We start from the raw sequence: 22,871 nt of genomic DNA, 5'->3' as shown, positions 1-22,871 counted from the left end.
TTATAGGGCTATTTTTGATGCGGGTGTAAAAATTATCTCTAATCGTTCTCTGTGTGAAGTCGAAAGCTGTAACGAGATAAGTGAAAAGGGCGTTCTTGGAAACGCGATTGGTGGTCTCACGTTCTTTACTCAATCAAAAGTAAACAAACATAAAAAAGGGCCTACCTCCCGGTAAGCCCTTGCTCATTCCCACGTACGACTCAATCCCCCAACGCTGCCCCCTCACGCCGCGGATCGGCCCCGCCCGCCAGCGACGTTTTCCCCTGTGCATCCTTGACCCGAACAATCGCCTGAGTGCCGCTGGTCATGTCGATCTCGTTCACGCTGTGCCCTTTGTCCTTCAGTGCCTGAATCAGCGCCGGGCTGAATTGCCCTTGCTCCAGTTCGGTCGGGCCATTGCGGCTACCGAAGTTGGGCAGGCTGATGGCAGCCTGTGGGTCGAGGTTCCAGTCGAGCAGGCCGATGGTGGATTTTGCGACGTACTCGATGATCTGCGAGCCGCCGGGGGAACCGATGGTGGCGAGGAATTCGCCGCTCTGGCGGTCGAAAATCAGGGTCGGTGCCATGGACGAGCGTGGGCGTTTGCCGGGTTCGACGCGGTTGGCAACCTTCTGGCCGTATTCTTCCGGGATGAATGAGAAGTCAGTCATCTGGTTGTTGAGCAGGAAGCCCTGGACCATCAGGTGCGAGCCAAACGCGGATTCCACGGTGGTGGTCATCGACACGGCGCCGCCTTCGTCATCCACCGCCACCACTTGCGAGGTAGAGATGCGCAGCGGCGAGCGGTCCGGTGCGTAGGCGACCTGAATGCCTGGCGGGGTGCCGGGTTTGGCGATGCCCATGCTGCGATCGCCGATCAGGGCCGCGCGGTCGGCCAGATAGGCAGGGTCCACCAGACCTTTGACGGGGACGGGCACGAAGTCTGCGTCGGCTACGTACAGCGCGCGGTCGGCGTAGGCCAGGCGTTCGGCCTCGGAGATCAGGTGCACGGCTTCAGGCGCTGGTTCGATGCCCGCAGGTTTGTTTGTCTTGAGCGGTTTGAGCGGCGCCAGGGCAAAGCGTGGGTCGCGGGTTTCCAGGGCTTGCAAGGTGCCGAGGATCTGCGCCACGGCGATCCCGCCTGACGACGGTGGCGGCATGCCGCAGACCTGCCAGCGTTTGTAGTCGGTGCACAGCGGCGCGCGCTCCTTGGCGCTGTAGCCTTTGAGATCGTTCAGCGACAGGCTGCCGGGGTTGGCGTGGCCCTGAACCTTGGCGACGATCTCTTGTGCGACGGGGCCTTTGTACAACGCATCCGGTCCTTCTTTGGCGATGCGTTTGAACACCGCGGCCAGTGCCGGATTTTTCAGTGGCGTGCCTGCGGCTTTCGGGCTGCCATCGGCATTCAGGAAGTAGGCCGCCATGTCCGGCGAGCGTCGAATGGACGAGTCCGAGGCGATCAACTGGTGAAGGCGTGGCGAGATCGCGAAGCCTTGCTCCGCGAGTTTGATTGCCGGTTCGAACAGTTGCGCCCACGGCAGGCGACCGTGTTTCTGATGGGCCAATTCAAGCGCTCGCAACACGCCCGGTGTCCCCACCGAGCGACCGCCAATCTGCGCCTGGGTGAACGGCATCGGTTTGCCGTCGGCTTGCAGGAAAAGCTTCTCGGTGGCGCCGGCAGGAGCGGTTTCGCGACCGTCATAAGTGCGCACAGTCTTGCCATCCCAGAGCACGATCAACGCACCACCACCAATGCCCGAGGATTGCGGCTCGACCAGCGTCAGCACGGCCTGCATCGCAATCGCGGCATCGATTGCCGAACCGCCCTGGCGCAACATCTCCCGCCCGGCCTCGGCCGCCAGCGGATTGGCCGCGGCTGCCATGTGTTTTGAGGCGTATTGGGTCTGCAGGTCGGCGCGATAACCTGACGCGACTTCTGGCGCGACAGGCAACGTCGAAGTGGTCGGGGCGCTACAGGCTACGAGGGTTAAAGCAGCGGCGATCAGCGAAAAGGCTGACAGGCGATAGCGGCTCAAGTGGAAGGCTGAGAACACGTGGGGGCACTCCGTCCGTGGGAAAGATCAGGGGACTTTATCGGCCGAAAGGAAGTGACGCAAACCAGGGCCTACAGCAAAGATGCTTTTGCCCTTCATGAGTCCACGGATTTTCTGTAGGGTCGAGGGCAACAGACTGGCCAGAAGATCAACAGGAGGCAGACATGCAGACCGAGTTCCCCACCCAGCCAAGTTACCGCACCCAGCGTGATCAATTCCTGGCCGTCGCGACCGCGGCCGGTGCGACGCTGACCGAGTACCCGCATCCACTCAAAGGGCCGTTCGGTGAGCTGTTGAGCACCGATGTGGCCGTGCTGGGTGATCCGGGCGCCAAGCGCTTGCTGATTGCGCTGAGTGGCACTCATGGCGTCGAAGGCTTCTATGGTTCGGGATGTCAGATCAAGTGGTTGCAGGAGTTGGGCAAGCGTACGCTGCCGGCCGATGTCGCGGTGGTGATGATCCACCTGATCAATCCGTGGGGCACTGCGTGGTTGCGTCGGGTCAACGAAGACAACATCGACCTGAACCGCAATCACCTGAACTTTGACCATGCATTGCCAGATAATCAGGCCTACACAGCGCTGCATGAAATCTATGCCTGCACGCAGTTGCAGGGCCCGGAGCGTGATCGCGCCGATGCCTTGCTCGACGAACAGATCAGCGAACACGGCTGGCCAGCGGTGATGTCGATTGTCGAGGGCGGCCAGCACCGTCATCCCGATGGTTTGTTTTACGGCGGACTGGCACCGAGCTGGTCGAACCGCACGTTGCATCAGATCATTCAAAAGCATGCCGCGCATGCAGAAGTGGCGATGTGTTTCGACTTGCACACCGGCGCCGGGGAGTACGGGCATCCGATGTTGCTGACCATTACCGAAGCGGCGTATCCAGCGCTTGCAGATGCGCAGGCCATTTATGGTCCCTGGCTCTATACCTTGCACACGGGCGCCGACACGCTGAGCGAAACCGGCGTTGCAGCCACGGCCACCGGCTACACCTCGCAGGCGTTGATCAACGCGCTGCCGCAGGTGCGGTTGATGCCGTTTGTGATCGAGTGCGGGACGTATCCCGGCGCCGAGGTTCATCGTCATCTGCGTGATGATCACTGGCTGCATCTGCATGGCAATCCGAGTGATGCAGTGGGGCGCGGGATCAAACTGAATCTGCTTGAGCAGTTCTATCCCGCCGACAGCGACTGGCAGGCGATGGTCTGGCTGCGCACCTGGCAGATTTGGGAGCGGGCGTTGTCAGCATTGCCGGCAATTCGTTCCTGACGTGATTGACGGGGACGTGGCCTCTCGTTGCCCGAACTCATGCGGTTCAAATCTTCCTGCAACCGCAGCATGCTTTCTTCGCCGACGCGGATGAAGCCGCTGCGGGGCTGATCCAGGTCGAGGATGAGGGTGAAGACCATGGCAATCAGGATCGCGAAGAGGGTCGTCGAACCGTGCCGTCGACGGTGGCCCAGGCCATAGCTGTAAGCGATGAAACCCAACGCGCCGATGGCCACGACGAACAGCAGATTGATCACAGTTGCCGGGACATGATTGCCCAGGGCAGCGCGACGTTTTTCATTAACGTTGTAGACATCGGTCAACGACTGGATCACCAGGTTCATGGTGGCTGTCGCTTCGCCCTGGGCCTCGGCGGCGGCAGCCAGATTCCATAACTGGTCTTCGATCTTCCGCGACGATTCGCTGGCCGCCTTCAGCAGTTGCTCGTCCGTGCCGGCGCGCATGAATTCAATCCGCGCCGAGACATATTCCTTGAGTAGCGCCGACACCTTCCCGCGCAGATCAGACGGCAACAACTTCGTTCGAAGATAGGTTGAGCCGATCACCGTGACTTCATCTTGAATCAGTGTTTTGCGCGCTTCGAAACGTGAGGTGGCCATCGCGAAGTTGAAACCCAGCAACAACGCGAGCAGACCGAGGAGGGCGGTTTGCAAAACGGTAAGGTGGGATCGGGTCGAATCGTTGCTGTGGGTCCGGTGATGACGGCCGAGACGAAAAGCGAGTTCCAGCACCACGCAGAAGATGGCGACCACGATGAAAAACACAATGATCTCGTCCAGGCCCCAGTGCATAGGGTGGTCTCTCTGCGTTAAAGCGTTGGCATTAACTGTAGGAGAGAACCGCAAAGAGTGGGCATTAACCGCTCTGTGGGCCGGGAGCACTTTTCTCGAGGCATAAAAAAACGGCCTACCTTTCGGTAAGCCGTTTTTAGTACTTGGTGGCTACACAGGGACTTGAACCCCGGACCCCAGCATTATGAATGCTATGCTCTAACCAACTGAGCTATGTAGCCAAGTGGCGCGCATTATTGGCTCGTAACAGAGATGTGTCAAGCGTAAATCTAAAATATTTCTCTACGCTTTCAACCGCTTATCCGCCTGACCCGAAAAAACGGGCCAGGGGAGGGCTTCAACTGAGCTGAAATCTCCCGGTATTGGCACTCAAGGCCTTGCTGCCCTGGCTCAAGGTGTCCGCTGCCAGGTTCACCGCCCGCGCGCCTTCGAGCAAGCGTACCGCCGCCTGATCGACTTGCTGGATATTGCCGCTGACCTCGTCGGCGGTGGTCGCTTGCTCGTCGACCGCTGTGGCGATCTGCGCCAGGGTGTCGGTGACGCTCTGCACGGCACTGGCAATTTCCCCGAGGCGTTCGCCGAGGCCCGTGACGGCCTGGGCGTCGGACTGAGCCTGGCCGCAAGCGGCTTCCATCAGGCTCACCGCTTCGTTTACGGTGCTGCGCAAGCTGTCGACAGTGCCGGCAATCTGCGCGGTAGAGGACTGGGTGCGTTGCGACAGGCTGCGCACTTCATCGGCCACCACCGCAAAGCCACGGCCCTGTTCACCCGCACGAGCGGCTTCGATGGCGGCGTTGAGCGCCAACAGGTTGGTCTGCTCGGCAACTCCGCGAATGGTATCCACCACCAACTGAATCTGCTGACCTTGCTCACTGACCCGGCCCAGTGCCGCAGCGGTGTCGTTCAAGCGCTGATTGAGTTGCTGAATGCTCGCCGTCGTGCGCTGGCTGTCACGGCTGCTGTCGGCAGCGATGCGCTGGGTGTGCTGAGCGCTGCCGGAGGCCTGTTCGCAACTCTGGGCGACCCCTTGAGAGGTCGCGGCCAATTGCGTGGCCGCTGCGGCGATCTGGCTGATCTGCAACTGCTGAGCTTCGACTTCCCCAAGGGCGCCGCTGGAGTGATGGTTGAGGGTGCGCACTGCGTTGCTCAGCTGCAAGGTTTCATGATCGACCCCCAGCAGGCTGTTGCGCAGTTGCACCACCGCGACGTTGAGGGCGGTGCTGATGGCGGCCAGTTCATCGCGGCCATGCACCGGTACTTGTAGACTCAGATTGCCGTCGCGCAAGGCTTCGGCCAGCAGGGTAATGCCGCTGGCGCTGCGACGGATCGAGGTCTGCAAGCAGATGAACAGGTACAGCGCGGCCAGCAGCAGGCAGCCAAAGATGGCCGATACCAGGATGAACTGGCGGATGGCTGAACCGTGGTAATAGTCCAGACGCTGATCCAGCGACACCAACGACTGCTGACGCAGCGAAGAGAGGTCAGTGAGCAGGGCGTCGAGGCTGTGTTCGAACTCTTCCGGCTTGAGCTTGATGCTGCCGCCGAACACGCCGTCATCGAGGACTTTCAACTCGGCGTCCAGGTGCTTGAGGCTGTCATGGTATTGCCCGGCCCAGGCTTGCAACGCGCTGGGCAGTCGCGCTTCCAGCAGGCTTGCGGTTTTGACCAGCTGCTCCCGGGCATCGCCGATGCGGCTGCGCAAGTCACGCAATTGCAGACGGCTTTGCAGGGTGAACTGCCCGGACACCACTGATGCCTGGCCGACGCTGGCCAAGCGGCCGACTCGTTCGATCAGGTCCGGCGCGTGCTGCGTGGAGATCTGGGTCAGCAAATAGGTCTCCAGCCACGGCGCCAATGTCAGGCGATTGTCCATGGCGATCTGCTCGCGCAAAGCTTGCAGGGCACTCAAGGCATTGGTGAAACGATCGTAACCGTCCGGCCACCAACCGACGCTGCTCAGGCTTTTCGAGTCCAGGCCGTTGAGGGCGGTTTGCAGGGCTTGATAACGGGCCAGGGTTTCGCTCTCGGCACCTTCGGTTTGCAGGGCGTTGCCGAGGTCCGAGGTGGCCTGGGCGACGGCTGGCTGAACCGTATCGAAAGCAGCCATCGCCGCGATCGTCGCGGGTGTCGGCTGACGATTGGTTTCCGTGGCGCGCCAGCGAGCCGCGCGGTCACGCTGAGCGGCTAGCAGATTATCCAGCGCATCCAGGGCGAGCAGTTGCCGAACCCCGGCACGTTCGCCGGAGATCAGGTTCAGTTTGTCGCGATAGTCCTGACCGATCATCCACAGACTGCCCGTCAGCGGCAGGATAAAGAGCAGAAACAACAGCTGAAATTTGCGTGCGAAGCCAAAACGCCCCAGCAACCCGATCCCCGGTGATAAAAAAGCCTGCATGCCCCCAAACTCCTCTGGACACCACGCGCCATTGGCGTGCGTCGCAACCGTTGCGGTCGCGACCTGTGCCCTTTTAAAAGGCCTCGAAAGTTCACCCTCGCCAGCTCTGTAGGCCGACTCTGTGGCGAAACTTCCCATTCTCGGTCCCCTTTGTAAGGGGCCGCGTTGAAGCGGATTACCAAGGCAAGATTCAGACCATGGCGTTGCGCTATCACCTTTTCAGCGATGAAAACCGAGGTCGTTAGCAGGCTAAGGGGATGGCGCTGCTGCACCGAAAAATGGCACATTGACGCACCTGCCCGTGTGCACCCATCTGTTGTACGGAAACTCTTATGGCTATCAGCAATGTCCAGACCGGCGCGCAGCCGGCATCCGCGACTTCACAAAGCAGCCCTTTGGTCATGCGCATCATCGGCGCCGTGGCGCTGGCGCATCTGATCAACGACTTGATCCAGTCGGTGCTGCCGTCGATCTATCCGATGCTCAAGGCCAACTATGGCCTGACCTTCACCCAGGTTGGCTTGATCACGTTGACGTTCCAGCTGACGGCGTCGCTGTTGCAGCCGTGGGTCGGTTACTACACCGATCGGCATCCCAAACCCTGGCTGCTACCCGCCGGGACGGTTTGCACATTGATCGGCATTTTGATGATGTCGGTGGTCGGCAGTTTTCCGATGATTTTGCTGGCGGCAGGGTTGATCGGTATCGGCTCCTCGACCTTTCACCCGGAAGCTTCTCGCGTAGCGCGATTAGCGTCTGGTGGGCGGTTTGGTTTGGCGCAGTCGACCTTTCAGGTCGGCGGCAATGCCGGGTCGGCCTTCGGTCCGTTGCTGGCTGCGGCGATCATCATTCCTTTCGGTCAGGGCCATGTGGCCTGGTTCGGACTGTTCGCAGTGTTTGCGCTGTTCGTGCTTTATCGGATCAGCCGCTGGAACGCCAACCACCTGAGTCTGTTCAAACTCAAGCAAGGCCAGGCGGCGACGCATGGCTTGTCGAAGAATCGCGTGATCAGTGCACTGGTGGTGCTCGGGCTGTTGGTGTTCTCCAAGTATTTCTACATGGCCAGCTTCACCAGTTACTTCACCTTTTACCTGATCGAGAAATTCGACCTCTCGGTGGCAAGTTCGCAGTTGCACCTGTTCCTGTTTCTCGGTGCGGTAGCGGCGGGGACCTTCTTCGGTGGGCCGATCGGCGACAAGATCGGGCGTAAGGCGGTGATCTGGTTCTCTATCCTCGGCGTTGCGCCGTTCACCCTGATCCTGCCTCACGTTGATCTGTTCTGGACCAGCATCCTCAGCGTCGTGATCGGCTTCATCCTGGCTTCGGCCTTTTCAGCCATCGTGGTGTATGCCCAGGAACTGGTGCCGGGCAATGTCGGAATGATTGCCGGAGTGTTCTTCGGATTGATGTTCGGCTTTGGCGGGATTGGTGCGGCGTTGCTTGGGCATCTGGCGGACATACACGGCATCGAATACGTGTACTTGCTGTGTTCGTTCCTGCCGTTGTTCGGTGTGCTGGCGATCTTCCTGCCAAGAACCAAAAAAGCCTGAAAACACGAGGTCCTGTAGGAGCAAGTTTTGCTCCTACAGGCTCATGCACTGCTGTTGCGGAAACTGCCGGGGGTGATGCCGACTACTTTTTTGAAGGCACGGCTCATGTGGCTTTGATCGAAGAAACCGCAAGCGAATGACGCTTCTGCGAGACCGGACCCGGTGCGCAGCAGTTTTTGCACCTGGGCGATTCTTTTCTGGATCTGGTAGCTGTGGGGGGAGACGCCAACGCTTTTTTTGAACACCCGGATCAGGTAAAGAGGGTCAAGGTTCACCAGTTGCGCCAGTTCTTCCAGAGACAGATGTTTGTCGAACTCGTCTTCGAGCTTTCTCTTTATCTTCTGCACTGCGTGCTGCTCAGCTGCGCTGACCGGTTCGATGGGCGCTCCGCTGCGCTCGAAGAGCTGCGTCACCAGATCCAGCAGGATAGTTTCCCGTTCAAGGCTGGCGGGGGATTTTTCAATGATTTGATGTTGAAGCAAAAAGGTCCGGGCGAAGTCGGGGGCCTGGCTCAGGGCTGTTTGAAAAAGATGAATATGATCGTTTGAAAAACGCCCTTGAAACACCATCCGATTGACCCATTCGGGGTCGATATAGAGCATTCGATACATCCAGCCATCATCATGGCCTGGCAAGCCGTCGTGGATCTCCCCGGGGGTAATGGTGACCACACTGCCAGCGACCCCCATGTAGTAACTGCCGCGATAAAAAAGTTTTTCAACACCACTACTTATAACGCCAATGGCGTACCGGTCATGTGAATGTCGGCCGAAAGATTGAGTGCTGTAACGCGCAGATAGCAACTCACAGTCGCCTTCGGGTATACGCCAGAATTGAACAAAGTCCTTGTCTTTTTGAGGGGCTTTATCAAGGCGATTCTCGTCCATGAATTGTCCAGTTTTGTGCAATACGTATGAAAAAAAGTTAGCTAAATTTAGCACCTATTTCATAACACAAGCGAGGGGATGCGATGTCTACAAAACTGGTAGTTGGGGATTTTAATAAGTCTTCATGGTCATTTCGTGCATGGCTGGTTCTTGTGACAGCGGATGTTGCATTTGAAACCCTTCAGATCAAATTAGAACAAAACGATACGCGCCAGCGCATTCTGGAGCACTCGCCTTCCGGCAAGGTGCCGGCGCTGCTGCTTGATGATGTCGTCATCAACGACAGCCTGGCCATCAGTGAATACATTGCCGGCATATATCCGGCCGCCAACCTTTGGCCCCAAGATTCACGGATCAAGGCCCTGGCACGAGCTGCTGCGGCAGAGATGCACTCCGGTTTCACCCATCTGCGCACGCAGATGTCGTTTGGCCTGAGCACCGGTGACATCCCGGAAAGCCTGACCGCCGAGACCCGAGAGGAAATCATGCGGGTATTCGCTATCTGGAACCAGCTCCGTGAGGTGAGCGGTTCAACGCAGTTCCTCTGCGGTGATTTCGGCATTGTTGATGCGATGTTTGTTCCGGTGGTGTTCCGCTTCCGTCGTTATGGCATTGCCATTCCTGCGCAATTGCAGGGCTATGTCGAAAACATCCTGGGTTATGCACCAGTACAACAATGGTTGAAGTTGGCCGCGCAAGAAGTTTAAAAAGTTGCGTTGCTGCCAACTATTAAAGCCCATTAAAAATTAGTTGTTTTTTTTTTTCTCGTGGCAGAAAAGACCTTTGGGGCTTTTCTGCTTTGTCGAGTCTGATGTTTGTTGCCCGGGGAGGGGTGTGAGTGTTCATAAAATTAATTCCGGTCTTTATCAATGAGGTTTCTCATGTCGACTAATAACAATCGGGCAATCATTGAGTTGACCCTCGGCGGACTGATGCTCAGTCTGTCTGCTCTCGCCGTCGCTTTCGCCCATATCGGCGCGGGTGGCGCAGGGTTCTATCGGATGTTGTTCGCCTCGATCCTGTTCTTCCTGCTGCTCAAGGTGCGCAAAATACCGGTACTGCTCAAAAGCGCCAAGGCGCAGCTGTACACCGCGTTGGCTGGGGTGTTTTTGGCCATCGACCTGGCGCTCTGGCACCAGAGCATCTATATCGTCGGCCCTGGCATCGGGTCGATCCTGACCAACTGTCAGGTGTTCTTCATGACCCTGCTGGGGTTGTACCTGTTGAAGGAAAAACCTTCGATGTACTTCCTGGTATCCATCACCTTGGCATTTGTTGGGCTCTATCTGTTGTTGCTACCCGAGATGAGCAATGCGGTAGGGATGAAGGGCGTGGTGTATGGCGTACTGTCGGGGCTGGCATATGCTATCTGCGTGTACTTCCTGAAGATCAACACCCAGTTGCCTGACGGCGGGGGGGACAAGATCGCACAGATGCTCAATTTGAGTCTTTGGGCGGCACTGGTTCTGCTGACATATGCGCTGGCAACCGGGGAAAGCTTGGCCATCGTGGATGGGCAAACCTTGCTGATGCTGATCATATACGGGGTACTGGTGCAGTTTGTCGGCTGGTTGCTGGTCAACCGCTCGATCGGAGCCATCAGCCTGGGGTTGGCAGGTCTGATCCTGTTACTGGAGCCGGTAATCACGTATTTCATTGATGTCACCTTTCTCGGCAAGGCCAGCTCCACGCTGCAGATTTGCGGCGCGCTGGTGACTATCTTTGCGGTTTACATCGGTTCGATCAAACCGCCTGAGAAAGCGCATCCTTTACCCGAAGCGACCTGACAGAAGGTGTATCACGGCGCAATCGTGAACGACGGGCTGCCGTGACCCTGGCCAATACGTCACGCGCAGGCCCGCAAGGTCTGCGTGTAAACGAAGAGGATGGTGATCCCAAGACGCAAAAATCCCCGTATCAGCGAGTGATTACGGGGATTTTTTGTCTATCGAGGTCCGTGTAAATCCACGGTCACCGTTATACGTTGAAACGGAAGTGCATCACGTCGCCGTCTTTAACGATGTAGTCCTTGCCTTCCAGGCGCCATTTACCCGCTTCTTTAGTGCCGGCTTCGCCCTTGTACTGGATGAAGTCGTCATAGGCGATAACTTCGGCGCGGATGAAGCCTTTTTCGAAGTCGGTGTGGATCACGCCGGCGGCTTGTGGCGCGGTAGCACCCACGCGTACGGTCCAGGCGCGGACTTCTTCGACACCGGCGGTGAAGTAGGTCTGCAGGTGCAGCATTTCGTAGCCAGCGCGAATTACGCGGTTCAGGCCAGGCTCTTCGAGGCCCAGGGCTTCGAGGAACATGTCTTTCTCTTCGCCGTCTTCCAGCTCGGCGATTTCGGCTTCGATCTTGTTGCAGACCGGAACCACCATGGCGCCTTCTTCTTCGGCGATGGCTTTGACGATGTCCAGCAGCGGGTTGTTCTCGAAACCATCTTCCGCGACGTTGGCGATGTACATGACCGGCTTGGTGGTCAGCAGGTGGAAACCACGAATCACCGCTTTGTCGTCGGCGCCCATGGTTTTCATCAGCGTACGCGCAGGCTTGCCGAGGGTGAAGTGAGCGATCAATTGCTCCAGCAGGCCTTTCTGGACCACCGCGTCCTTGTCACCACCTTTGGCGTTTCGGGCGACTTTCTGCAGTTGCTTCTCGCAGCTGTCGAGGTCGGCGAAGATCAGTTCCAGGTCGATGATTTCGATGTCGCGTTTCGGGTCGACGCTGTTCGAGACGTGAATCACGTTCTCGTCTTCGAAGCAGCGGACTACGTGGGCGATGGCATCGGTTTCACGGATGTTGGCGAGGAACTTGTTGCCCAGGCCTTCACCTTTCGAGGCGCCGGCCACCAGGCCTGCGATGTCGACGAATTCCATGGTGGTCGGCAGGATGCGCTTGGGATTGACGATGGCCGCCAGGGCTTCCAGACGCGAATCCGGCATCGGCACGATACCGGTGTTCGGTTCGATGGTGCAGAAGGGGAAGTTCTCGGCCGCGATCCCGGATTTGGTCAGGGCGTTGAATAGGGTGGACTTGCCGACGTTAGGCAGGCCGACGATGCCGCAATTGAATCCCATGGTGTTTTCCCCGAGGAGTGAGTCAGGCCTTCTGGCTGTGCAGGTTTTTCATCGCGCGGTTCCATTCACCGGCGAGGATATCCGGCAGCACGCCGAGGGCAAAGTCGATGCTGGCATCGAGTTTTTCCTGTTCGGCGCGTGGCGCACGACCCAGGACGAAATTTGAAACCATACTGGCAACGCCCGGGTGGCCAATGCCAAGCCGCAAGCGGTAAAAGGTATTCTGATTGCCCAGTTGCGCAATGATGTCGCGCAACCCGTTGTGACCGCCGTGGCCGCCGCCCTGTTTGAGTTTGGCAACGCCCGGTGGCAGGTCGAGTTCGTCGTGCGCCACCAGAATCTCTTCCGGCTTTATCCGAAAGAAGCCGGCAAGTGCCGCGACGGCCTGGCCGCTGCGGTTCATGTAGGTGGTGGGAATCAGCAGACGAACATCCTGACCCTGATGCGAATAGCGCCCGGTCAGGCCGAAATATTTGCGATCGGCCACAAGGTTTACGCCTTGTGCGTTCGCGATGCGCTCAACAAAAAGGGCCCCTGCGTTATGCCGGGTCTGTTCGTATTCAGCGCCTGGATTTCCCAGGCCAACGATCAGTTTGATGGCAGTCACGATAGGGGCCCTTCCTTGGAGTGGTGGATAACATCGCCGCGACAGGTGTGTGCGGCGAAAGTGGACGACAAGTGCTCATTTACCATTATGTAAACTCCGCGTTCTCGCCCGCTTTCTCGCTACGCTCTAGTCCGCGATGTTTCCGGTCACTCCGGCGAACAGAGTGAAATTACTCTGCTGCGCCTTCTTCGGTAGCTTCTGGAGCAACACGTGGAGCGTGGACGTTGGCAACAGCCTTGTCATCGCCGTGTGCCAGAGCAACAAACTCAACGCCTTTAGGGGCTTTGAGGTCAGACAGGTGAATGATCGAACCGATTTCGGCGTTAGCCAGGTCGACTTCGATGAATTCAGGCAGGTCTTTTGGCAGGCAGGTCACTTCGATTTCCGAAACAACGTGCGAAACTTCGCCGCCTTTCTTGATCGGAGCTTCTTCACCAACAAAGTGTACAGGTACGGTAGCGGTCAGTTTCTGGCCAGCTACAACGCGTACGAAGTCAGCATGCAACACGTGGCCTTTGGCCGGGTGACGCTGCAGAGCTTTGATGATTACGTTTTGCTTGGTGCCGCCAACGTTCAGCTCGATGATGTGGCTGTAAGCCGCTTCGTTTTCGAGCAGTTTGGCAACTTCTTTAGCCAGCATGCTGATGGATTCAGGGGCTTTTTCGCCACCGTAAACTACAGCTGGTACCAGGCTTGCGAGACGACGCAGGCGGCGGCTCGCACCTTTCCCCAGGTCGGAACGCACTTCAGCATTCAGAGTAAAATCGTTCATGTTGTATCTCCAAAATAACCACATTCGCCCCAGCGTTTGCGACCAGCGCTAAAGGCGATATGGGCAAAAAAGCCCCGCCCCGACAGGAATGCCGGGGCGGGGCGCTTTTCGTCAACGAGATATTCGAGAAGGGCAGGGCCCTTAACGGAACATCGCGCTGATCGATTCTTCGTTGCTGATGCGGCGAACCGCTTCGGCAACTACCGGTGCGATATCCAATTGACGGATACGCGAGCAGGCTTGAGCAGCAGCGGACAACGGGATGGTGTTAGTCACCACCAGTTCGTCCAGCATGGAATTTTCGATGTTTTCGATCGCCCGACCGGACAGCACAGGGTGTGTGCAGTAGGCGAAAACCTTGGCAGCGCCATGCTCTTTCAGGGCCTTGGCCGCGTGGCACAGAGTGCCGGCGGTATCGACCATGTCATCGACCAGAATACAGGTACGCCCTTCGACATCACCGATGATATGCATCACTTCAGAGTGATTGGCTTTCTCACGGCGTTTGTCGATGATCCCGAGATCCACGCCCAGGGATTTGGCAACAGCACGTGCACGCACGACGCCACCAATGTCCGGGGACACGATCATCAGGTTTTCGAAGCGCTGATCTTCAATGTCATCCACCAATACTGGGGAGCCGTAGATGTTATCTACCGGAATATCAAAGAAACCCTGGATTTGGTCAGCATGCAGATCAACCGTGAGAACACGGTCGATGCCGACTACGGTAAGCATGTCAGCAACGACTTTCGCGCTGATAGCCACACGTGCGGAACGCGGACGGCGATCCTGACGGGCATAACCAAAGTAAGGAATAACAGCAGTGATACGAGTAGCTGAGGAGCGGCGGAAGGCATCAGCCATCACTACCAGTTCCATCAGGTTATCGTTGGTCGGAGCGCAAGTCGGCTGAATAATGAAGACATCTTTACCGCGGACGTTTTCATTGATCTCGGCAGTAATTTCGCCGTCGGAGAACTTACCGACAGAGATGTCACCGAGAGGGATATGCAGCTGACGTACAACACGCCGAGCCAGATCGGGGTTAGCGTTCCCCGTAAAGACCATCATCTTGGACACGCGCAGTACCTAGAGGCTGAGGGTAACCTGGATGAGTATAGAAAATGGCAGGGGCGGCTGGATTCGAACCAACGCATGGCAGGATCAAAACCTGCTGCCTTACCGCTTGGCGACGCCCCTGTATCTGTTGCAACGAGTACCCAGTACTCGGTTCCTTTTAGAGCAGACTTTGCAGCTTGCGATGCAACATCGAAACGTTGCTTCCCTTTGCTACAAACCCTGTAAGGGTCTCTGTAAGAAGGGCCGAGACTTTATCAGCTTCAGCTTTGCTTGGGAAGCCCCCAAACACACAACTTCCAGTTCCGGTGAGTTTTGCTTCGGTAAATTTACCTAACAAATTCAATGCGTTACGTACATCTGGGTAACGCCTTGCTACCACCGGTAAGCAGTCATTTCGACTGTTTCCCTTGGGAACGGGGCGCACTTTAATGGGAGAAGAGTTACGTGTCAACAACGGATCTGAAAAAATTTCTGCTGTACTTACAGAGACTTGCGGCACAAGCACGAGATACCACGGTTCTTCGGGGTCTACAGGGGTCAATTTCTCCCCCACGCCTTCGGCAAAAGCCGCGTGCCCACGCACGAAAACCGGGACGTCGGCGCCAAGCGTCAGGCCCAGCACGGCCAGTCGATCCTCATCCCAGCCCAATTGCCAAAGATGATTGAGGCCGAGCAAAGTCGTCGCGGCATTTGAACTGCCGCCTCCGATTCCACCGCCCATGGGCAGAATTTTTTCGATCCAGATGTCGATACCGAGCGAACAACCGGATTGCTCCTGAAGTTTTTTTGCAGCTCGAACAATCAGATTGCTGTCGTGAGGAACGCCATCGAATTCGGTGTGCAGTCGAATCACACCGTCATCACGAACGGCGAACGTGATTTCATCGCCGTAATCGAGAAACTGAAAAATAGTCTGCAACTCGTGATAACCGTCTTCACGGCGACCGAGTATGTGCAGCATCAGATTGAGTTTGGCCGGGGAGGGCAGCGTCAAGCGCGGAGCGGTCATGTTCACTGCCCCAATTTGCGTGGTTGCCATTCCTTGATCACCAGCGTGATATCAAGGTCGGTGCCGTGCAGTTTGATCCGCTCGGGCAACCAATAACCGTTTTGCTCGGCGTAACTCAGGTATTCGACTTGCCAGCCATCCTGTTCGAGATGGGCCAGGCGGCTGTCGGCATCCAGGGTCAGGCGGCTTTTGCTGTCCGGCGCCGGGAGCCCGCGAACCCACCAGGCCAGGTTGGAAACGGGTAACTTCCAGCCGAGCTGTTCTTCGACCAGCGCCTCTGGTGTCGTTGCGTCATAACGGCCCTGATTGGCCACTTCCAGCGAAACTTTGCCAGGGTGACCCGTCAAGCGAGCCGCGCCGCGACCCAGGGGGCCGGAGAGGCGGATGTCGTAGTAATCCTGTCGTTGCAGCCAGAACAACGTGCCGCTGCCTGAATCTTTTGGCGCGCGGATACCGATCTTGCCGTTGATCTGCCAGCCGTCGAGGCTGGTCAATTGCTGTTTGTAGTCCCGCCATTGGGCCGCGTTGCCTTGGCCCTGTACCGATTCGCGGGCACCGAAGCCCGCGCAACCGGCGAGCAGGGCGATGAAGCTGAAAACAATGAGGTGGCGCAAAAACATAATCTTAAAGAGTCTCTGATCCGGTCACGCGCTTGATGGTGCTGCGCAGGATGGGGCTGTCGGGCTGTTCCTTGAGGAACTTGCTCCAGATTTGTTTGGCTTCCCGTTGCTTGCCATTGGCCCACAGGACTTCGCCCAGGTGCGCGGCGACTTCCTGATCGGGGAAGCGCTCCAGCGCCTGGCGCAGCAGGCGTTCGGCTTCGTCGAGATTGCCCATGCGGAAGTTCACCCAGCCGAGACTGTCGAGTACCGCCGGGTCTTCCGGGTTGATCTTGTGTGCCTGTTCGATCAAGGCCTTGGCTTCGGCGTAGCGCGTCGTACGGTCGGACAGGGTGTAACCGAGGGCGTTCAACGCCATCGCGTTGTCCGGGTCGCGCTTGATGATCAGGCGCAAGTCTTTTTCCATCTGCGCCAGGTCATTGCGTTTTTCCGCCTGCATGGCGCGGGTGTACAGCAGGTTCAGATCGTCCGGGTATTGCTGCAAGGCTTGCTTCAATACATTCCAGGCCTTGTCGGGCTGTTTATTGGCGGACAAGGTTTCGGCTTCGATCAAATACAACTGAATCGTGTAATCGGGCTGCTCATCGCGCTCCGCAGCCAGACGGCTTTGGGCTTCGGCGGTCCTGCCGTTGTTCATCAGGATATCGGCCTGACGCAATTGTGCCGGCAGGTAATCGTTGCCCGGGCCGACCTGGGCGTACTCGATCAGCGCGCCTTGAGGGTCGTTGCGCTCTTCAGCGATACGACCGAGGTTCAAGTGAGCCGAATCGACGTGGCTTTCCCGGGCAATCAGGTCTTCCAGATAGCCCTTGGCCTCATCCCAGGCCTTGGCTTCCAGGCAGACCAACGCCAGGGAATAACGCAGTTCGTCGTCTTCGGGGTACTGCTGAACCAGGCTCGAGAACTCCGCTTTGGCGTCGTCCATGCGGTCCTGTTCAACCAGCATGCGCGCGTAAGTCAGGCGCAGGCGTTTGTCGTCCGGGTATTTCTTGATGCTTTTTTGCAGCAGCGGCAAGGCTTCATCGCCACGACTGAGGGTCTGCAGCAGGCGTGCGCGCAGCAGGATTGGCGCTATTTCGCCTTCGTCCGGCGGATTGTCTTCCAGCAGGCCCAGCGCACCCTTGGCGTCACCGTCCTGTTGCAGCAGCAAGGCTTTGCCGAAAATCAGCTGACTGTTGTTCGGGTGGCGCTGCAATAAACGGTCAAAACTTTTCATCAAACCGTTGCGCGTGTCCTGGTCGGTATCGGCCGCCGACAGGGCGAGGAAATCGAAATGCGTGTCGCCCTTGCCCTGCAGGACTTTCTCCATATAGACCATGGAGTCGTCATAACGCCCGGCACGAGCCAGTTGCACGGCAGCTGCCCGTTGCGCCTCAAGGTCTTGCGGGGCGTTTTTCGCCCAGATCAACGCGGTGTCCAGGGCCGCCTGATCGGCGCCCAGGTACTCGGCGATACGGAATGCCCGCTCGGAGATGCCCGGATCCTGAGTATTGATCGCCTGGGTCACGTAGTTGTCCAGGGCAATGTCGAAACGATTGCGCTGGCCAGCCAGTTCGGCGCTCAACAGACTGAAGATGGTTTCTTCACTGAATGAGCTGTAAACCTTGGGCTTTTCAGGGGCCGGAGTGCTGTCTTCGACCGGCGGCGTACCGTCCGACGAAACGGGTGCCAAGGCCTGGCAGCCGCTGAGGAAGACAAAAGCGAGGAGCAACGCGGAAGATCTATTCATATAGGAAGAGGACGACTAACCTGCGGTCGGATCATCATGACACAAGCCTTCGGCCAAACATAACCGAGTCTCAATTGGCGCCTTTATAGAGGCGAGTCATGGGGACAATCGTAGGAGCTGCCGCAGGCTGCGATCTTTTGATCTTGCCTGTGCGGCACCTTTGAAACCTGAAAAGATCGCAGCCTTCGGCAGCTCCTACAGGGGCGATAGATATCGAATAGTTGTTCTGGCTCTGTCGAAGTAGGACAATTGCCGGCTTCACGTCACCATCAGCGACCTTGAATGGCCTTCCTTGCACTCGGTATCAACCACAAGACTGCTTCAGTAGACGTCCGCGAGCGCGTGGCCTTTACCCCTGAGCAGCTGGTGGAGGCCTTGCAGCAGCTCTGCCGACTCACCGACAGCCGCGAAGCTGCGATCCTCTCCACCTGCAATCGCAGTGAACTCTATATAGAGCAGGATCACCTTTCGGCTGACATCATATTGCGCTGGCTGGCCGATTATCACCATTTGAGCCTCGAAGAGCTGCGCGCGAGTGCTTATGTGCATGAAGATGATGCGGCAGTTCGTCACATGATGCGGGTGGCCTCCGGGCTCGATTCGCTGGTGTTGGGCGAACCGCAGATTCTCGGTCAGATGAAATCGGCCTACGCCGTAGCCCGCGAGGCCGGCACAATCGGTCCGTTGCTCGGGCGGCTGTTCCAGGCCACGTTCAATGCGGCCAAACAGGTGCGCACCGACACCGCCATTGGCGAGAACCCGGTGTCAGTGGCGTTTGCCGCGGTCAGCCTGGCGAAACAGATTTTCAGCGACCTGCAACGTAGCCAGGCCTTGCTGATCGGCGCCGGCGAGACCATCACCCTGGTCGCCCGCCATCTGCACGAATTGGGTGTAAAGCGCATCGTCGTTGCCAACCGCACCCTGGAGCGCGCGAGCATTCTGGCCGAGCAGTTTGGCGCCCACGCGGTGTTGCTCTCGGACATCCCGGCGGAACTGGTGCGCAGCGACATCGTTATCAGCTCTACCGCCAGCCAGTTGCCGATCCTGGGCAAGGGCGCGGTGGAAAGCGCCTTGAAACTGCGCAAGCACAAGCCAATCTTCATGGTAGACATCGCCGTACCGCGCGATATCGAGCCTGAAGTCGGCGAACTGGACGACGTTTACCTCTATAGCGTCGACGATCTCCACGAAGTGGTCGCCGAGAACCTCAAGAGTCGCCAGGGCGCAGCCCAGGCAGCAGAGGAGATGGTCTCGGTCGGTGCCGAAGATTTCATGGTCCGCCTGCGTGAACTGGCGGCGGTGGATGTGCTCAAGGCCTATCGCCAACAAAGCGAGCGCATGCGCGACGAAGAATTGCAGAAGGCCCAGCGCATGCTGGCCAACGGCAGCAGCGCCGAAGACGTGCTGGTGCAGCTGGCGCGTGGCCTGACCAACAAACTCTTGCACGCACCGAGCGTGCAGTTGAAAAAGCTCTCTGCCGAAGGCCGCCTCGATGCGCTGGCCATGGCCCAGGAACTCTTTGCCCTGAATGAGGGCTCATCGGATAGCTTTTCGGATAAAAAACCGCAATGAAAGCGTCACTGCTCAATAAGCTGGACATCCTCCAGGACCGTTTCGAGGAATTGACCGCCTTGCTTGGCGACGGCGAGGTCATTTCCGACCAGACCAAATTCCGCACCTATTCCAAGGAATACGCGGAAGTCGAACCGATTGTCGAAACCTATAAACAGTTGCTCAAGGTGCAAAGCGATCTCGAGGGCGCTCAGGCGCTGCTCAAGGACAGCGACCCGGACATGCGCGAAATGGCCGTGGAAGAAGTCCGCGAAGCCAAAGAGCAACTGATCGACATCGAAGCCAGCCTGCAACGCATGCTGCTGCCCAAGGATCCGAATGACGGGCGTAACGTGTTCCTCGAAATCCGTGCTGGCACCGGCGGTGACGAGGCGGCGATTTTCTCCGGCGACCTGTTCCGCATGTATTCGCGTTACGCCGAGCGTCGTGGTTGGCGGGTGGAGATTCTCTCGGAGAACGAAGGCGAACATGGTGGCTATAAAGAAGTCATTGCCCGCGTCGAAGGCGAGAACGTCTACGGCAAGCTGAAGTTCGAATCCGGGGCGCACCGTGTGCAGCGGGTTCCGGCCACTGAATCCCAGGGCCGCATCCATACCTCGGCCTGCACCGTAGCGGTGTTGCCCGAGCCGGACGAGCAGGAAGCGATCGAGATCAATCCTTCGGATTTGCGCATCGATACCTACAAATCCTCCGGTGCCGGTGGTCAGCACGTCAACAAGACGGACTCGGCGATCCGCATCACGCACTTGCCGTCCGGTATCGTCGTCGAGTGCCAGGAAGAACGTTCCCAGCACAAGAACCGCGCCCGGGCGATGTCCTGGCTGTCGGCCAAGCTCAACGACCAGCAGACCAGCGCCGCCGCGAACGCTATCGCTAGCGAGCGTAAATTGCTGGTCGGCTCGGGCGATCGTTCGGAGCGGATCCGCACGTATAACTTTGCCCAGGGGCGGGTCACCGACCACCGGGTCAACCTGACGCTGTACTCCCTCGACGAAATCCTCGCGGGTGGCGTCGATGCGGTGATCGAGCCGTTGCTGGCCGAATACCAGGCCGACCAATTGGCAGCGATAGGTGAGTAAATGACGATCATTGCCAGTTTGTTACGCGCTGCCGACCTGCCAGATTCGCCCACCGCGCGCCTGGATGCCGAATTGTTGCTGGCCGCTGCGTTGGGCAAGTCCCGCAGTTTTCTGCACACCTGGCCCGAGCGCATCGTTCCAAGCGAAGCGGCGCTTAAATTTGCCGAGTATTTGCAGCGCCGCCGTGGCGGTGAGCCAGTGGCCTACATCCTCGGTCAGCAAGGCTTCTGGAAGCTTGATCTGGAAGTTGCGCCGCATACGCTGATCCCGCGACCGGACACCGAGCTACTAGTGGAGACTGCGCTGGAACTGCTGCCAGCCACACCCGCCTCAGTGCTCGATCTCGGCACCGGCAGCGGCGCCATTGCGTTGGCCCTGGCCAGCGAGCGTCCGGCCTGGAAGGTTACCGCCGTGGATCGCGTGCTCGAAGCCGTGGCCCTGGCCGAGCGCAATCGCCAGCGCCTGCACCTGAACAACGCCACCGTACTGAGCAGTCATTGGTTCAGTGCGCTGGAAGGTCAACGTTTTCAGCTGATCATCAGCAATCCACCTTACATCGCTTCCGCCGACCCGCATCTGGTGGAAGGCGATGTGCGCTTCGAACCGGCCAGTGCCTTGGTGGCCGGCATCGATGGGCTCGACGATCTGCGTCTGATCGTCGCCCAGTCGCCGGATTATCTGGAGGCGGGCGGTTGGCTGATGCTTGAACACGGTTACGATCAAGCCACTGCGGTACGCGATTTGCTGCTGACCCGCGGCTTTGAAGAAGTCCACAGCCGCACCGATCTGGGCGGTCACGAACGTATCAGCCTGGGGCGCCTGCCGTGCTGAATGATCAGGAATTGTTGCGCTACAGTCGGCAGATTCTGTTGCAACACGTCGACATCGACGGTCAGTTGCGACTGAAAGAAAGCTGCGTGTTAATCGTCGGTCTCGGCGGCCTCGGCTCGCCGGTTGCGCTGTATCTGGCCGCCGCCGGCGTCGGCGAGTTGCATTTGGCAGACTTCGACACTGTCGACCTGACCAACCTGCAACGCCAGATCGTCCACGACACTGACAGCGTCGGTCTGAGCAAGGTCGATTCGGCTATTCGCCGACTGACTGCAATCAATCCCGAGATTCAGTTGATCGCCCATCGCACCGCGCTGGACGAAGATTCACTGGCCGCCGCCGTGGCTGCGGTGGATCTGGTGCTGGACTGTTCCGACAATTTCTCCACCCGCGAAGCGGTCAACGCTGCGTGTGTCGCCGCCGGCAAACCCTTGGTCAGTGGCGCTGCGATTCGGCTCGAAGGTCAGTTGTCAGTGTTTGACCCGCGCCGTCCGGAAAGCCCGTGTTATCACTGTTTATATGGTCACGGCAGCGAAGCCGAACTGACCTGCAGCGAAGCCGGTGTCGTCGGGCCTTTGGTTGGCCTGGTAGGCAGCCTCCAGGCGCTGGAAGCCATGAAGTTGCTGGTGGGTTTCGGCGAGCCGCTGGTGGGGCGCCTGTTGTTGATCGATGCCTTGGGCTCGCGCTTTCGCGAGTTGCGGGTCAAGCGTGATCCGGGCTGCAGCGTCTGTGGTTCGAAGCATGCGTGAAGCGCCGATTGGCGTCTTCGACTCCGGTGTCGGTGGGCTTTCGGTGCTGGCCGAGATCCAGCGTTTGCTGCCCAATGAGTCACTGTTGTACGTCGCCGATTGCGGGAATATTCCCTACGGCGAGAAAACCCCGGAATTCATCCGTCATCGCTGCAGCGTGATGGCCGGTTTTTTTCAGCAGCAGGGCGCCAAGGCCTTGGTGCTGGCTTGCAACACGGCGACGGTCGCTGGCGTTGCGGACTTGCGGCGCGATTATCCCGAGTGGCCCATCGTCGGCATGGAGCCGGCGGTCAAACCCGCCGCTGCCGCGACCCGTAGCGGTGTGGTCGGTGTGCTCGCTACCACCGGCACCTTGCAGAGTGCCAAGTTCGCCGCCTTGCTCGACCGATTCGCCACCGATGTGCGAGTCATCACCCAGCCGTGCCCCGGCCTGGTGGAACTGATTGAAAACGGCGATCTGCACAGCGAGGCATTGCGCCAATTGCTGGCCAGGTATGTCGAACCGCTGCTCGGTGCCGGGTGCGACACGATAATTCTTGGCTGCACGCATTACCCCTTTCTAAAGCCGTTGCTTAAGCAGATGATCCCCGATGACATCAGCTTGATCGACACCGGCGCCGCTGTAGCGCGGCAACTTCAGCGTCTGTTGGCCGAGCGTGAATTGCTCGCCGAGGAGCCTGCTCGTGCTGCACAGTTCTGGACGAGTGCCGATCCGGAGCATTTCAGAAATATCTTGCCGACACTGTGGAATACCGCTGGCGTTGTGCGAAGCTTCAAGGAGTAAACAAAAC

Annotated in this window: 20 protein-coding genes and 2 tRNA genes; 9 read left to right on the top strand and 13 right to left on the bottom strand. The window is 58.3% G+C overall.

Going from position 1 to position 22,871, the window contains the following annotated elements:
- Positions 1-200 precede the first annotated feature (200 nt).
- Positions 201-2,033 carry a gamma-glutamyltransferase gene (gene ggt / locus VD17_RS08575; RefSeq protein WP_046053462.1) on the bottom strand — a complete coding sequence of 611 codons (1,833 nt, stop codon included), beginning with the start codon at positions 2,031-2,033 and terminating at the stop codon, positions 201-203.
- 164 nt (positions 2,034-2,197) lie between these two features.
- Between ggt and VD17_RS08570 the strand changes: the two genes are divergently transcribed.
- A complete protein-coding gene (locus tag VD17_RS08570) occupies positions 2,198-3,307 on the top strand; it encodes a DUF2817 domain-containing protein (protein WP_046053461.1) in 1,110 nt (369 codons plus the stop codon).
- Here VD17_RS08570 and VD17_RS08565 read toward each other — a convergent pair.
- The 3 genes from VD17_RS08565 to VD17_RS08555 form a co-directional block, all read right to left on the bottom strand.
- Positions 3,211-4,119, bottom strand: a complete 909-nt coding sequence (locus tag VD17_RS08565) for a hypothetical protein (protein ID WP_052962684.1) — start codon at positions 4,117-4,119, stop codon at positions 3,211-3,213. The two genes, VD17_RS08570 and VD17_RS08565, sit on opposite strands and share 97 nt — an antisense overlap.
- Before the next feature lie 144 nt (positions 4,120-4,263).
- A tRNA-Met gene (locus VD17_RS08560) sits at positions 4,264-4,340 on the bottom strand.
- Between the two features lie 116 nt (positions 4,341-4,456).
- Complete coding sequence (locus VD17_RS08555; protein WP_046053460.1) at positions 4,457-6,514, bottom strand: methyl-accepting chemotaxis protein; 2,058 nt, start codon at positions 6,512-6,514, stop codon at positions 4,457-4,459.
- Positions 6,515-6,846: 332 nt separating this feature from the next.
- Here VD17_RS08555 and VD17_RS08550 point away from each other — a divergent pair, with 332 nt between their 5' ends.
- Positions 6,847-8,064, top strand: a complete 1,218-nt coding sequence (locus VD17_RS08550; RefSeq protein WP_046053459.1) for an MFS transporter — start codon at positions 6,847-6,849, stop codon at positions 8,062-8,064.
- A gap of 41 nt (positions 8,065-8,105) precedes the next feature.
- Here the strand turns inward: VD17_RS08550 and VD17_RS08545 are convergent, their stop codons facing one another.
- Entirely contained in the window at positions 8,106-8,951 is an 846-nt protein-coding gene (locus tag VD17_RS08545) for a helix-turn-helix domain-containing protein (RefSeq protein WP_046053458.1), read from the bottom strand.
- Positions 8,952-9,034: 83 nt separating this feature from the next.
- On the opposite strand from VD17_RS08545, the gene VD17_RS08540 reads away from it, so the two are divergent.
- Both VD17_RS08540 and VD17_RS08535 read left to right on the top strand, forming a co-directional pair.
- Entirely contained in the window at positions 9,035-9,658 is a 624-nt protein-coding gene (locus VD17_RS08540) for a glutathione S-transferase family protein (RefSeq protein ID WP_046053457.1), read from the top strand.
- 174 nt (positions 9,659-9,832) lie between these two features.
- A complete protein-coding gene (locus VD17_RS08535; RefSeq protein ID WP_046053456.1) occupies positions 9,833-10,738 on the top strand; it encodes a DMT family transporter in 906 nt (301 codons plus the stop codon).
- Positions 10,739-10,928: 190 nt separating this feature from the next.
- On the opposite strand, the gene ychF is transcribed toward VD17_RS08535, so the two are convergent.
- From ychF to VD17_RS08495, 8 genes are all read right to left on the bottom strand, one after another.
- Complete coding sequence (gene ychF, locus VD17_RS08530) at positions 10,929-12,029, bottom strand: redox-regulated ATPase YchF (protein ID WP_046053455.1); 1,101 nt, start codon at positions 12,027-12,029, stop codon at positions 10,929-10,931.
- Positions 12,030-12,051: 22 nt separating this feature from the next.
- Entirely contained in the window at positions 12,052-12,636 is a 585-nt protein-coding gene (gene pth / locus VD17_RS08525) for an aminoacyl-tRNA hydrolase (protein WP_008037207.1), read from the bottom strand.
- A gap of 169 nt (positions 12,637-12,805) precedes the next feature.
- The gene (locus VD17_RS08520) at positions 12,806-13,408 is read right to left on the bottom strand and encodes a 50S ribosomal protein L25/general stress protein Ctc (RefSeq protein WP_046053454.1); all 603 of its coding nucleotides are present in this window, start codon (positions 13,406-13,408) and stop codon (positions 12,806-12,808) included.
- A gap of 141 nt (positions 13,409-13,549) precedes the next feature.
- Positions 13,550-14,491 (bottom strand): ribose-phosphate pyrophosphokinase, encoded by a 942-nt coding sequence (locus tag VD17_RS08515; RefSeq protein ID WP_003208392.1) that lies wholly within the window; start codon positions 14,489-14,491, stop codon positions 13,550-13,552.
- A 45-nt stretch (positions 14,492-14,536) separates the two neighbouring features.
- Positions 14,537-14,611 (bottom strand) — tRNA-Gln (locus tag VD17_RS08510).
- A gap of 37 nt (positions 14,612-14,648) precedes the next feature.
- Complete coding sequence (gene ispE, locus VD17_RS08505) at positions 14,649-15,500, bottom strand: 4-(cytidine 5'-diphospho)-2-C-methyl-D-erythritol kinase (RefSeq protein ID WP_046053453.1); 852 nt, start codon at positions 15,498-15,500, stop codon at positions 14,649-14,651.
- Between the two features lie 2 nt (positions 15,501-15,502).
- The gene (lolB, locus tag VD17_RS08500; protein WP_046053452.1) at positions 15,503-16,120 is read right to left on the bottom strand and encodes a lipoprotein insertase outer membrane protein LolB; all 618 of its coding nucleotides are present in this window, start codon (positions 16,118-16,120) and stop codon (positions 15,503-15,505) included.
- A gap of 4 nt (positions 16,121-16,124) precedes the next feature.
- Positions 16,125-17,849 carry a tetratricopeptide repeat protein gene (locus VD17_RS08495; RefSeq protein ID WP_046053451.1) on the bottom strand — a complete coding sequence of 575 codons (1,725 nt, stop codon included), beginning with the start codon at positions 17,847-17,849 and terminating at the stop codon, positions 16,125-16,127.
- A gap of 282 nt (positions 17,850-18,131) precedes the next feature.
- Here VD17_RS08495 and hemA point away from each other — a divergent pair, with 282 nt between their 5' ends.
- From hemA to murI, 5 genes are read left to right on the top strand one after another with little or no spacing between them, the layout of a single operon-like run.
- A complete protein-coding gene (gene hemA / locus VD17_RS08490) occupies positions 18,132-19,421 on the top strand; it encodes a glutamyl-tRNA reductase (RefSeq protein WP_046053450.1) in 1,290 nt (429 codons plus the stop codon).
- Entirely contained in the window at positions 19,418-20,500 is a 1,083-nt protein-coding gene (gene prfA, locus VD17_RS08485) for a peptide chain release factor 1 (RefSeq protein WP_046053449.1), read from the top strand. Before hemA ends, prfA begins: the two co-directional genes overlap by 4 nt.
- On the top strand, positions 20,501-21,331 hold the full coding sequence (prmC, locus tag VD17_RS08480; RefSeq protein ID WP_046053448.1) for a peptide chain release factor N(5)-glutamine methyltransferase: 831 nt from the start codon (positions 20,501-20,503) through the stop codon (positions 21,329-21,331).
- Positions 21,325-22,080 (top strand): molybdopterin-synthase adenylyltransferase MoeB, encoded by a 756-nt coding sequence (locus VD17_RS08475; RefSeq protein WP_046053447.1) that lies wholly within the window; start codon positions 21,325-21,327, stop codon positions 22,078-22,080. Before prmC ends, VD17_RS08475 begins: the two co-directional genes overlap by 7 nt.
- A complete protein-coding gene (murI, locus tag VD17_RS08470; RefSeq protein WP_046053446.1) occupies positions 22,073-22,864 on the top strand; it encodes a glutamate racemase in 792 nt (263 codons plus the stop codon). The genes VD17_RS08475 and murI overlap by 8 nt, the downstream gene beginning before the upstream one ends.
- Positions 22,865-22,871 lie beyond the last annotated feature (7 nt).

Origin of the sequence: Pseudomonas fluorescens (assembly GCF_000968015.1) — a bacterium.
In the GTDB taxonomy this organism is placed as follows: Bacteria; Pseudomonadota; Gammaproteobacteria; order Pseudomonadales; family Pseudomonadaceae; genus Aquipseudomonas; species Aquipseudomonas fluorescens_W.
The sequence above is the reverse complement of the archived record's forward strand: the minus strand, read 5'-3'. Positions and strand labels throughout refer to the sequence as shown.